The following is a 12558-nucleotide window of genomic DNA, read 5'->3' as shown; positions in this document are numbered from 1 at the left end:
ACGTTCGGGTGTCAGACCGCCGACTGGTGCTGACGCTGGTTCTCGAAGAACTCGGACCAGGAGTCGACCTCCGGGTGCTGCTTGATGAGAGCGCGGCGCTGACGCTCCGTCATGCCGCCCCACACACCGAACTCGACCCGGTTGTCGAGAGCGTCGGCTCCGCACTGCATGAGCACCGGGCAGTGGCGGCAGATGGTGGCGGCCTTGCGCTGTGCTGCTCCTCGTACGAACAGCTGATCCGGGTCGACCCCGCGGCAACGCGCCTGCGACACCCACGCGATCCGCGCTTCGGCCTCCCCGCTGGCGGGCGTGCTGTTCGTCGTCGTCACTGACTGCATCCGTTGACCCCTTACGTCGGCGAACGCCGGTTTTCGTGGCGTTCCGGGCCACCTCCGACCGGCGTACGACGTGCACACCGAGCTGAGGAGCGCCCCACTAACCGAAGTGATTGTTAGCTGAATCACATCGTCTCGTTCAATGTAGGGGAAAGGCCCCGAACGAAGCAAGGCGGGACCCCCGATTTCTGGTACGACCGTGCGGTGATCGGCGTTTTCCCAGTTCAGAGGCCTGTCGGCGGGGGATCTCCGCACCGAGTTCCACATCTGCGGCCACACCGACCGCGCCACGTAGTCTGTAAACGTGTCGTTCGCCAAAACTGTCGCCAAACTCGCCGGCTGCTCCGCGCTCGCCGGAGCCCTGCTCGCCGGAGTGATGTTTCCGCTCGCCGGTGGATTCGGCTACGCCTCCAACCGCGCCGCGGACACCGTGGACAACGTCTCGGCCGAACTGGTGGAGGGCACCGTCCCCGCCGTCTCCACGATGGTGGACGCCGCCGGTAACCCCATCGCCTGGCTGTACGAGCAGCGACGGTTCGAGGTGCCGAGCGAGCAGATCTCCAACGAGATGAAGCTGGCCATCGTCTCCATCGAGGATCGACGATTCGCCGAGCACGACGGCGTCGACTGGCAGGGCACCGTGCGCGCGTTCCTCACCAACACCACCAGCGGTCAGGTGGAGCAGGGTGCGTCGACGCTCGATCAGCAGTACGTGAAGAACTACCAACTGCTCGTCGTCGCCAAGACGGACGCGGAGCGACGCGCTGCGATCGAGACGACCCCGGCTCGCAAGATCCGAGAGATCCGCATGGCCCTCACCCTGGATCAGCGACTGACCAAGGACGAGATCCTCACCCGCTACCTGAACCTGGTGCCGTTCGGTAACTCGTCGTACGGAATCCAGGACGCCGCCCAGACCTACTTCGGCATCGACGCCAGTGAGCTGAACCTGACGCAATCCGCGATGCTCGCGGGCATGGTGCAGTCCAGCTCGGCGCTGAACCCGTACACCAACGAGGAAGGCGTCACCGCTCGTCGCAACGTCGTCCTCGACACGATGATCGAGAACATCCCCGAGCGCGCCGAGGAGATCGCCGCGGCGAAGGCCGAGCCCCTGGGCGTTCTGCCGGAACCGAACTCGCTGCCCCGAGGCTGCATCTCGGCCGGTGACCGCGGCTTCTTCTGCGACTACGCCCTGGAGTACCTCGCCGAGGCGGGCATCAGCAAGGAACAGATCGACGAGGGCGGTTACCTCATCCGCACCACCCTCGACCCCCGTGTCCAGGACTCCACGGACGCCGCACTCGTCGGCAATTCCAATCCCGACGTCGACGGTGTCGCCACGGTCATGAACGTCGTCCAGCCCGGTCAGGACTCGCACCGCATCCTCGCGATGGGATCGAGCCGCCAGTACGGCCTGGACGGCGAGGCGAACGAAACCGTCCAGCCTCAGCCGTATTCCCTGGTGGGCAGCGGCGCGGGCTCGATCTTCAAGGTCTTCACCACTGCGGCGGCCATGGAGCAGGGGCTCGGCACCAACGCAGTGCTGCAGGTACCCAACCGCGTCGAGGTCCGTGGACTCGGTGACGGCGGCGCGCGGGGCTGCCCGCCGCAGACGTACTGCGTGACCAACGCGGGCAACTACCCGCCGCAGCTGTCGGTCTCCGACGCGCTCGCCCAGTCCCCCAACACCACGTTCATCCAGATGATCGAGTCCGTGGGCGTCGCTCCCGTCGTCGACATGTCGGTTCGCCTCGGACTGCGCTCCTACGCGCAGCCCGGCTCCGCCGGCAACGGCACGGACCAGTCCCTCGCGGACTTCCAGAAGGAAGCCAGCCTCGGATCGTTCACGCTGGGCCCGACGTACGTGAACCCGCTCGAGCTCTCCAACGTGGCCGCGACGCTCGCGTCGGGTGGGGTGTGGTGCCCGCCGACCCCCATCGACAGCGTCTTCGACCGTGAGGGAAAGCAGATCCCCATCACGCAGCAGGCGTGCGAGCAGGTCGTCGAGCCCGGGCTCGCCAACACGCTGTCCGTCGCGATGAGCAAGGACGACCAGGCCGGCGGCACCTCCGCCGCCGCCGCGTCGACCGTCGGGTGGACGCTGCCGATGTCCGGCAAGACCGGAACCACCGAGTCCAACCGGTCGTCGGGCTTCCTCGGATTCACCAACCGGTACGCCGCTGCGGCCTACACCTACGGTGATTCGCCGACGCCCAGCGAGATCTGCTCGTTCCCGCTGCGTTCCTGCAGTTCCGGCAACCTGTTCGGCGGCAACGAGCCCGCTCGGACCTGGTTCGACGCCATCTCGCCCATCGCGACGGACTTCGGAGACATCACGCTGCCGCCGGAGGATCCTCGCTACGTGCGGGGTTCGGCCAACGGCCAGGTTCCCGACGTGATCGGCCTGAACCAGAACTCCGCGACCTCGCAGATCCAGGCCGCCGGGTTCCGCGTCCAGGTCCGCGACACCGCGTCGTCCCAGACCCGCGGAACCGTGGTGAGCACGTCACCGGGTGGATCCGCGATCCCCGGATCCACCGTCACGATCTTCATCAGTGACGGATCGGTACGGAATGCGCCGGCACCGACGCCGCAGATCCAGCTCCCCGAATTGCCCCCGGGTATCACCCTTCCGGCGATACCCGGGCTGACCGCGCCGCCGAACTAGAGCTAGAGGCGGGCCTTGACGGCCGCGGAGATCCGCGTGCCGTCGGCCCGCCCGGCGGCGATCGTCGTGGCCGCCTTCATGACCTGGCCCATCTGCCGCATCGCGGGGCGTTCGCCGATCTCCTCGGCGACCTGCGCGATCGCGGTGTCGGCCACGTCGGCCAGTTCCGCGTCGGTGAGCGGGGTCGGCAGGTACTCGTCGATGATCTGCGCCTCGGCCCGCTCGTTCGCGGCCAGTTCCCCACGACCGTTCTGGGTGTAGATCTCGGCGGACTCGCCGCGCTTCTTGGATTCCTTGGCCAGAACCTTCACCACGTCGTCGTCGGTGAGGTCGTGTGCGGCCTTGCCGGAGACCCGCTCGGTCTGCACCGCTGCGAGCAGCATGCGCAGCGTTCCCGTCCGGAGCTTGTCCTTCGCCTTCATCGACGCGGTGAGGTCGGCCCGCAGGCGCTTTTCCATGTCTGAGTTCTCGGTCATGCCGAAAACGGTATCGTCGTGAGGGTGTCCGGCAAATCTGCGTCCTCAGTCACGTCCGCGATCGCCTCGGTGAGTTCGTCGCTGACTCCGGGAAGAGTCGCGGCCGCCGCCGCCGGTTCGGCCCTCGCCGGCATCACCTACGCCACCACCATCGAACGGAACGCGTTCGCCCTCCGGGAGGCGACGCTGCCGGTGCTGGCCCCCGGTTCGTCCACGTTGCGGGTGCTGCACGTGAGCGATCTGCACATGATGCCGAACCAGCGACTCAAGCAGAACTGGGTACGCGAGCTCGATCGGCTGGAGCCGGACCTGGTGGTGAACACCGGTGACAATCTGTCCCACCAGCGTTCCGTGCCCGCCGTCGTGCAGTCGCTCGACGCGCTGCTGGCCCGGCCCGGACTCTTCGTGTTCGGATCCAACGACTACTTCGCACCGGTCGCCAAGAACCCGCTGAAGTACTTCTCGAAGAATCACGAGAAGGTGCACGGCGAGCCGCTTCCGTGGCAGGACCTGCGCGCCGCGTTCTCCGAGCGAGGCTGGCTGGACGTCACCCACACCCGTCGCGAGCTGGAGGTGGGCGGTGTGCGCATCGCCACCGCCGGCGTCGACGATCCGCATCTGTTGCGCGACCGGTACGAGACCATCGCCGGAGCCCCGAATCCGGTGGCCGACGTCAGCATCGGCATCACCCACTCCCCCGAACCTCGCGTTCTCGACCGGTTCGCGGACGACGGATACGATCTGGTGCTCGCCGGGCACACCCACGGCGGACAGATGTGCCTGCCGTTCTACGGTGCGCTGGTCACCAACTGCGAGCTCGACCGCTCCCGCGTCAAGGGTGCGTCGCGGTGGGGAGCGCACACCCGGTTGCACGTCTCGGCCGGACTCGGCACGTCCCCGTACGCGCCGTACCGCTTCTGCTGCCGGCCCGAGGCCACCCTGCTCACGCTGGTCCCCACCACCGGCAAGCCCCCGCGCGCCTCCGATCAGGGCGTTTCGCGTTCCGAAGCATCCGTACGATAGAGTAAGGATCGCTGCCCGGGAGGGCAGTTCGTCATCACGGGGTGTGGCGCAGCTTGGTAGCGCGCTTCGTTCGGGACGAAGAGGTCGTGGGTTCGAATCCCGCCACCCCGACTCGTGGTTGAGACACGAAAGAGACCCTGGACCGGGATGCCGGTCCAGGGTTTTTCTCTTTCCGTACCTACCATGTTCGTATGGTTCGCTCTCGGATCTTTCTCGTCCTGCTCGCGTCGACGGCGGTGCTCGGCCTGGCCGGTTGCTCCGACGGTCCCCCGGCGACGTTCGAGGGGCTGACCGCCGACCAACGGGTGTACGACACCACCGGCGACTCCCTCGACGCCGCCGAGACCGACGCTCTGGAACGACGTCTCGCGGCGCTGAACACCGACACCGGCGCCGACGTGGTGGCCTACGTCCGCGACCTCGACGCCGATTCGGACGACACGCTCGAGCAGGTCGAGTCCCTGCACGGGCAGTGGGCGACGGCCGCCGGCATCGACCCGGACACCGCCGGCGCCATCCTGATCAACCGGGAACCCGGCACCGACGACGAGGCCCGCGCCGGAATCTTCGTCGGCACCACCTTCGACCAGGGCAACGTCCCCGGGGACGAGCAGGAAGCGATCGTCGACGACGCGCTGATCCCGCCGCTGCGCGACGGTGATGTCGCGGGCAGCCTGACCGCCGGCATCGACCGGCTGGAATCGTCGATCGTGAACGGCCCGCCGGTGACCGCCGTCGACGAGTTCGCGGCCGGTCCCGGCTCGACGTGGCTGCCGTGGGCGGGGGTGGTCACGATGCTCGTCGGTCTCGGCGCCGTGGCGGTGATCTTCCGCAGGCGCGCGACGCCCACGGTGTCCAAGCAGTCCCCGACGATCCATCGCCCGGACCACCGCACCGACGCCGCGATCGGCACCACCCTCGTCCACCGCACCTTCGTGGCCGGTGCGATGCCGGCGACGGTGCTCTCGCTCGCGGCCGCCGACGCACTGGCCCTCGAACCGGAGGACAAGGCCGTGCGCGTTCGCCTCCTCGACGAGAGCAAGGTGCGCGGAGAGATCCAGCGATCGGTGTGGGACACGCTCACCGAACACGCCGAGGACGGTGTGGTGGACAGCGCGGGGCTGACGAAGGTCGCGGCCGGGACCGGCGCGACGAAGAACGTCGTGGACGCGCGGATGCGCGCCGACGGATGGCTGGCCGAGGGCACGGCGGCGCCGCGAGCGACGATGGCGATACTCGGCATCCTGGGCGGTGTCGCCATGGTGGGCGGCGGCATCGTCGCGGCCTCGGGCGCGCCGCTCATGGTGGTCACGGCCGTACTCGGTTTCGCGCTTCTCGTGACCGGCGTTCTGTGCTCGGCCATGTACTCGCGGTTCTCCGTCGCCGGCCGGGACGCGGCGCGCCCCTGGGAGGCGTACCGAGACGGGCTGAAGGAGGCGGCGAAGGACGAGTCCGATCCGGTCGATCTGGACGATGCGTTGCCGGACATCGTGGCGCTCGGGCTGGGCGGGGCGTACCGGAAACAGCTGGAGAAGGCCACGGATCCGTCGAGCGGTACTCCGTTGCGCGCCTTCACCTCTCCCACCGGAGCGGATGCGACCGTGCTGAACTGGGTGATGTTCTCCACGATCTTCACCGCCACGAACAGCAGTTCCGGCGGCACCGTCTCCGGTGGCAGCACGGGAGGTGGAGGCGCCGCGGGGAGTACGTGACGCGCTACCGGTGTCGGTGCGCGGCCGGTGTCGGTGCGCGGCCGGTGTCGGTGCGCGGCGATCCGCACACCTTCCATCGCTCCGCACCCCTTGCTGCATGCTGCGGTCGGTGCGAACGTTCGACAACCCGTGCGGATCTACCTCTCGTCCGGAACGGCGATGATCTGATCCGCCCGCTCCGCGCACGACGCCACCAGATCGGCGTTCGCCATGTCCACCGTGTGGACCCATGCCTCGGCGTCGGGTGCCGATCGACCGTTCTCGCGGTGCCGTGAGATCAACCGCTCCACGCGCACGTCGGCCGGCACATCGAGATACCAGACCGCGTCGAGGTGGCTGCGCACCTGGTCCCAGCCCGGCTCGTCGAGCAGCAGGTAGTTGCCCTCGGTCAGCACGATGGGGGTGATGTGCGGGACGGCGATCGCTCCGGCTTCGGCCGCCTCGATGTCGCGTCGGAACCGCGGGGCGTACACCACTTCCTCCGTGTGGGTCCGCAGACGATCCAGCAGGTTCACGTATCCGGCGACGTCGAACGTGTCCGGCGCACCCTTGCGTTCCCGACGCCCCAGGCGGTCGAGTTCCTCGTCCGCGAGGTGAAATCCGTCCATTCCCACCACCACGGCGTCGGGCGCGAGCGCGTCGGCCAGCAGCGCGCAGAACGTGGACTTGCCCGCTCCGGGTGGACCGGTGATGCCGATGACGCGGCGCGTGTCGAGATCCACGCGCAGTTCGGCGGCGAACCGCCCGACCGTCTCGGCGATCGTGCTCACCCGTGCGCCTCGAGCGATGCGCTCACGGCGCACGGGCGCGGCACTACGCCGACCGCAGCTTCTCGAGCAGCGGCCCCGCTGCCTCGGCGAGGAACTGCTCCTGCGACGCGTCGCCGACCTGCACGAGCGCGACGTCGGTGAAGCCGGCCTCCCAGTAGGGACGCACCTTCTCCACGATCGCGTCGAGATCCGGTCCGCAGGCGATGGTCTCGGCCACGTCCTCCTCGCGGACGAACTGCGTGGCTCCGGCGAAACCGGCCGTCGTCGGCAGGTCCGCGTTGACGGCCCAGCCGCCGGCGAACCAGCGGAACTGATCACGGGCGGTGGCGACGGCCGCATCGCGATCGGGTCCCCAGCAGATGGGGATCTGTCCGATCTTCTTCGACGGGGCGCCGCCGCTGCTCGCACGGGCGTCGTCCCACCCCTGCACCAGATCCGCCTTCGGCTCCGTGGCGATGAGGTGATCGCCGAGCGGGGCGAAACGGGCGATCGACTTCTCACCGGACACGGCGATGCCGATCTCGAGCGGTGTCTCGGGAACGTCCCACAGCCGAGCGGAGTCGACCCGGAAGTGCTTGCCCTCCCACGTGATCAGGTCGCCGGACTGGAGCTCGCGGATGATCGTGACGGCTTCCTCGAACATGTCCTGACGCTTGGCCACCGAGGGCCATCCTTCGCCGACGACGTGCTCGTTGAGGTTCTCTCCGGTGCCGAGACCGAGGGTGAAGCGACCGTCGGCGAGGATCTGCATCGTCGCCGCCTTCTGCGCGACGACCGCCGGGTGGTACCGGATGATGGGGCACGTCACGTACGTGTACAGGTCGACGGTGCTGGTGGCGTGCGCGACCGCGCCGAGCATCGACCACGCGTACGACGCGTGCCCCTGCGAGGACAACCACGGCGAGTAGTGATCGCTCGACACCTCGAAGTCGAACCCCACCGCCTCGGCCTGCACGGCGTAGTTCACGAGCTGCTTGGGGCCGCTCTGCTCGGTCATCAGGGTGTATCCGAAACGAGTCATGCTGTGTGCCTTCCGGGCTGGGCTGGAACTAGATGGTGGCGACCGAGCCGGAGTCGACCCGGTAGTTCGATCCGTTGACGAAGCTGGCGCGATCCGAGCACAGGAACGTGATGACGGACGCGACCTCCTCGGGAGTTCCGCGGCGACCGAGCTCCATGAACGGGCGATCTTCCTTCAGGAAGCTCTCGATGGCCTCGTCACGGTCGGTGCCCCGCGACTCGGCCCGCTTGTCCATCATCGCGTCGGTCATGGGGGTGTGGATGAAGGCGGGCGAGACCGCGTTCACCAGAACGCCTTCCGAGGCGTAGGTCTTGGACAGACCCTTCACCAGGGACAGAATTCCGGCCTTGGCGGCGCAGTACGGCAGCTCGTCGATGTACGGCTGCTCGGCGTCCTCGGAGGCGAGGAGAACCACCCGCGCCCATCCCGTGGCACGAAGATCGGGCAGGAACGCGCGCACCACGCGCACCGGTCCCAGGAGATCGATCTCGATGGTCTTCGACCACCCCTCGTCGTCGATCTCGTCGAACATGCCCTGGGCGCCGGTCACTCCCGCGCTGTTCACCAGGATGTCGACACCGCCGAGCGCCTCGACGGCCTTGGTGTGCAGCGTGTCCACGGCCGCGGGGTCGGTGACGTCGGCGGCGATCGCGGTGACCGAGCCGGTCTTCGCGTCGAGCTTGCCCGCGGCCTCGTTCAGCGAGTCCTCGTCGAGGTCGCTGACGACCACGTGCACGCCCTCGTCGAGGAGCATCTGTGCGGTGCACCAGCCGATGCCCGAGTCGGCGCCGGTGATGACGGCCTTCTTGCCGGTGATTCCGAGATCCATTGCGTTACTCCGATGTTCGAGTGCGCGACCGCACGGTCACGCTGAGGTGCGATCGTCCGACAGGTCGTCGGACGAGGTGGGGTGGGCGGACGTTCGGTCGTGACCCGACGCCAGGGTCAGCGCCGCGTTGATCAGGGCGAGATGACTCAATCCCTGCGGGAAGTTCCCCAGGTGCGTCTCGGTGCCGGAGTCGGATTCCCTGGTGGGATCGATCATCTCGGCGAACAGTCCGACATCGTTGCCCGTGGTGACGAGCCGATCCATGATGTCGCGGGCCTCGTCCTCGCGACCGACGGCGGTGAGAGCGGAGACCACCCAGAACGAGCACGCCACGAACGTGCCCTCCACCATCTGCATGCCCGAGTAGCGATACAGGTGATCACCCGATCCCAATTCCGAGCGCAGAGCGTCGATGGTGGACGACATCCGGTCGTCGTCCGTGCACGGACTTCCTGCGTGCAGGAGTACGGAGGCGTCCAGTTCGGTGGATCCGGGGTACCAGACGTAGGCCTGACGGTCCTCGGACCAGCAGTGGGTCTCGATCCACTCGGCGATGCCGTCCCGCTCGACCTTCCACCGATCGGCGACGCCGGGAATCTGTCCCTGCTCCGCGAGGTGCACGGCGCGGTCCAGAGCCTGCCAGCACCCCATCTTGGACGACGTGTAGTGCTGCTCGTCGGGCAGTTCCCACAGCCCGGCGTCGCGGCTACGCCAGATGTCGCAGGTGGTGTCGGCAATCTCGGCGAGAAGGCGACCGGTGGGGGCGTCGAGGATGTTGCCGGCGTCGACGTAGAGGGAGACGATGTCGAACAGATCGCCGAAGATGCCCTGCTGCAACTGGGTTGCGGCGTCGTTGCCGTTGACGACCGGTCCGATACCGCGCCAACCGGGCACGTCCGCCACCGTGCTGCCGCCGGGAATTTCGCCGCCGAGGGTGTAGAACACCTGGGTCAGTTGATCGTTCGCGCGCACCACGCGCAGCAGCCAGGCGACGGCGGCGTGCACTTCCTCGCGCAGACCGAACCGGATGAGGGCCTTGAGGGTGTAGGCGGTGTCGCGGACCCAGGCGTACCGGTAGTCCCAGTTCTTTCCGCCCGCCCACCGCTCCGGCAGCGAGGTGGTGGCCGCGGCGGCGATCGACCCGGCGGGACTGAACAGCAACAACTTCAGCGCCAGCGCGCTGCGGTGCACCTCGTCGCTCCACGGCCCGTCGTAGTTGAAGACCGTCGACCAGGTCTGCCAGTTGGCGATGGTGCGGTCGATGCCCGCGTCGACTTCCTCCGGCACCGGAAGGAACAGCGGCTCGACCTCGGTACCCACGACGCCGATCAGCGAGCGCGACTGCGGGCTGGTGGTGAAGCGGCCGCCGATGCTGCGATCACGCTTGTCGACGTCGTCGGCGTTCAGAGTGCGCACACCGAGGGTGACGCCGTCGATGCGCAGGACCGTGCCGTGGACCGTGTCGTACGCCCACGGTGAGGCCGTGCCCAGAGCCGTACCGGGTTCCACCGACCACTCCATGTCGACGGTCCCGGACACTCCCTCGACCCGGCGGGCGAGCTCGGTCCACGGAAGTCGGCCCGCGACACCGGTATTGAGCGAATCGGTCACCCGAACGACGCCCGTGTCCGTCGTGAAGGTCGTGATGAGCACGTTGGTGCCCTCGCTGTACTGCCGCGTGGTGGTGAAGTCCGCGGCGGGATTCATCGTGATGAAGCCGCCGGCCTCGGCGTCGAGGATCGCGGCGAACACCGGCGGGGAATCGAGATTGGGTATCGGTAACCAGTCGATGCGGCCGTCGTTGGCGACCAGCGCCACCGTCCGGCCGTCGCCGATGGCGGCGTAGTTCTCGATGCCGGTATAGCCGTCTGTTCTCATGCCGAGAACACGATCGCGGGGGAATGACTCACCCCGGACGGCTACCCGTACCCCGAGCTCGACAAACGGCGCCCGATCCCGCCGAGACCACCGTCACCGCACGCGCCGATGCCGCGCCCGGAAGATCTCGGGCGCGGCATCGGCGTTTCTGCGTTTCTGCGGTTCTACGGTCCTGCGGCGGAACTAGACGCGAGCGGCCTCGTCGGCCGGGTCGTCGACCGCACCGGCACCGGTGGTGGGGGCGGTGTCGCCCTGACCCGCGCGAACACCCTCCTCGACCTTCGCGCCGATCTCGGCGTCGACGTTCGTCCAGTACTGGAACACACGCTGCAGCACGTCCTCGGACACGCCGTTGAGGGCGTGGCCGACGATGTTGCCGACCAGACGCTCGCGCTGTGCGTCGTCCATGACCTCGCGGACCAGGTCACCGGCCTGGCCGAAGTCCCCGTCCTTGGGATGCTGGACGTAGCCGGTGCGCACGAAGCGGGGTTCGAAGTCCCAGGCGCCGTCGTCGCCGTACCGGTTGCTGTCGGCAGCGGGGCCACCGTACGAGTTCGGGGCGTAGACCGGGGTCTCGGGGCTGTTGAAGTGGTAGTTCATCGCCCCCTCCTTGGAGTAGGAGTTGATCTCCGACTTCGCCCGGTTGACCGGCAGCTGCGCGTAGTTGGCGCCGATGCGGTAGCGGTGCGCGTCCGCGTAGCTGAAGATGCGGCCGAGCAGCATCTTGTCCGGGCTGGCGCCGATTCCGGGAACCAGGTTCGACGGCTCGAACGAGCTCTGCTCGATCTGCGCGTGGAAGTTCTCCGGGTTGCGGTTCAGCGTCATCTTGCCGACCTCGATCAACGGGTAGTCCTTCTGGGACCAGACCTTGGTGAGGTCGAACGGGTTGTAGTCGTAGGTCTCCGCGTCGTCGTACGGCATGATCTGGACCTTGAGGGTCCAGGACGGGAAGTCACCGTTCTTGATCGACCCGAACAGGTCCTGCCGGTGGTGATCCGGCGACGTGCCGGCCAACTCGTCGGCCTTCTCCTGGGTCAGGAACTCGATGCCCTGGTCGGTCTTGAAGTGGAACTTCACCCAGCTCTTGGTGCCGTCGGCGGCGATGAGCTGGTAGGTGTGCGAACCGAAACCGTCCATGTGGCGGAACGACTTCGGGATTCCGCGGTCACCCATGAGCCAGGTCACCTGGTGAGCGGACTCGGGCGAGAGCGTCCAGAAATCCCACTGCATGTTGTTGTCACGCAGACCGGAATCCGGCATGCGCTTCTGGCTGCGGATGAAGTCCTGGAACTTGAGGGGATCCTTGACGAAGAAGATCGGCGTGTTGTTGCCGACCATGTCCCAGTTGCCCTCGGTCGTGTAGAACTTCAGCGAGAATCCGCGCGGGTCACGCCAGGTGTCGGGACTTCCCTGCTCGCCGGCCACGGTGGAGAAGCGGGCCAGCATGTCGGTCTTGGCACCCGGCTGCAACACCGCGGCCTTGGTGTACTTCGAGATGTCACCGGTGACCTCGAACGTGCCGAACGCGCCCGCGCCCTTGGCATGAACGACGCGCTCGGGAACCCGCTCGCGGTTGAACTGCGCCATCTTCTCGATGAGGTAGTGATCGTGCAGCAGGATCGGGCCCTGCGTGCCCGCGGTGAGCGAGAACTCGTCGCTGGGGACCGGAACGCCGGCGTTGTTGGTGGTGGGCCTCGGCTGGGTCATGGTGTGAATCTGCCTCCTCGGCGTCACGGGTCTCTCGGGTGCTGCTGGGGTGCAGTCGTCGACCTCGATGTGCTGGGGTTGCCCAGAATCGGGACAACGCACACATCGGGCCGATCCGAAGACCGTGACGCGATGA

General features: G+C 67.7%; 10 protein-coding genes and 1 tRNA gene. 4 read left to right on the top strand and 7 right to left on the bottom strand.

All coding sequences use genetic code 11. The features are described 5' to 3' along the window. Nucleotides 1-11: 11 nt before the first annotated feature. Nucleotides 12-338 carry a WhiB family transcriptional regulator gene (locus tag ACY466_RS01370; RefSeq protein ID WP_463249202.1) on the bottom strand — a complete coding sequence of 109 codons (327 nt, stop codon included), beginning with the start codon at nucleotides 336-338 and terminating at the stop codon, nucleotides 12-14. Nucleotides 339-639: 301 nt separating this feature from the next. Between ACY466_RS01370 and ACY466_RS01365 the strand changes: the two genes are divergently transcribed. After that, nucleotides 640-3006 carry a penicillin-binding protein gene (locus ACY466_RS01365; RefSeq protein ID WP_463249201.1) on the top strand — a complete coding sequence of 789 codons (2367 nt, stop codon included), beginning with the start codon at nucleotides 640-642 and terminating at the stop codon, nucleotides 3004-3006. 2 nt (nucleotides 3007-3008) lie between these two features. On the opposite strand, the gene ACY466_RS01360 is transcribed toward ACY466_RS01365, so the two are convergent. Continuing rightward, on the bottom strand, nucleotides 3009-3482 hold the full coding sequence (locus ACY466_RS01360) for a GatB/YqeY domain-containing protein (protein WP_463249199.1): 474 nt from the start codon (nucleotides 3480-3482) through the stop codon (nucleotides 3009-3011). Between the two features lie 69 nt (nucleotides 3483-3551). Here ACY466_RS01360 and ACY466_RS01355 point away from each other — a divergent pair, with 69 nt between their 5' ends. From ACY466_RS01355 to ACY466_RS01345, 3 genes are all read left to right on the top strand, one after another. Continuing rightward, entirely contained in the window at nucleotides 3552-4505 is a 954-nt protein-coding gene (locus ACY466_RS01355; protein ID WP_463252100.1) for a metallophosphoesterase, read from the top strand. A 37-nt stretch (nucleotides 4506-4542) separates the two neighbouring features. Continuing rightward, nucleotides 4543-4616: transfer RNA gene (locus ACY466_RS01350), tRNA-Pro, on the top strand. An 80-nt stretch (nucleotides 4617-4696) separates the two neighbouring features. After that, a complete protein-coding gene (locus ACY466_RS01345; RefSeq protein ID WP_463249197.1) occupies nucleotides 4697-6217 on the top strand; it encodes a TPM domain-containing protein in 1521 nt (506 codons plus the stop codon). 137 nt (nucleotides 6218-6354) lie between these two features. Here the strand turns inward: ACY466_RS01345 and ACY466_RS01340 are convergent, their stop codons facing one another. From ACY466_RS01340 to ACY466_RS01320, 5 genes are all read right to left on the bottom strand, one after another. Continuing rightward, nucleotides 6355-6987, bottom strand: a complete 633-nt coding sequence (locus tag ACY466_RS01340; RefSeq protein ID WP_463249196.1) for a nucleoside/nucleotide kinase family protein — start codon at nucleotides 6985-6987, stop codon at nucleotides 6355-6357. A gap of 43 nt (nucleotides 6988-7030) precedes the next feature. After that, entirely contained in the window at nucleotides 7031-8008 is a 978-nt protein-coding gene (locus ACY466_RS01335) for an LLM class F420-dependent oxidoreductase (RefSeq protein ID WP_463249194.1), read from the bottom strand. A 28-nt stretch (nucleotides 8009-8036) separates the two neighbouring features. Then, complete coding sequence (locus ACY466_RS01330) at nucleotides 8037-8837, bottom strand: SDR family NAD(P)-dependent oxidoreductase (protein WP_463249192.1); 801 nt, start codon at nucleotides 8835-8837, stop codon at nucleotides 8037-8039. 36 nt (nucleotides 8838-8873) lie between these two features. Next, nucleotides 8874-10715 (bottom strand): glycoside hydrolase family 15 protein, encoded by a 1842-nt coding sequence (locus tag ACY466_RS01325; RefSeq protein ID WP_463249191.1) that lies wholly within the window; start codon nucleotides 10713-10715, stop codon nucleotides 8874-8876. Between the two features lie 183 nt (nucleotides 10716-10898). Further along, the gene (locus ACY466_RS01320; protein ID WP_463249188.1) at nucleotides 10899-12422 is read right to left on the bottom strand and encodes a catalase; all 1524 of its coding nucleotides are present in this window, start codon (nucleotides 12420-12422) and stop codon (nucleotides 10899-10901) included. Nucleotides 12423-12558: the final 136 nt, after the last annotated feature.

The sequence above is a fragment of the Rhodococcus sp. K11/5 genome (genome assembly GCF_055193735.1).
This window is presented reverse-complemented; position numbering and strand designations above follow the sequence as displayed.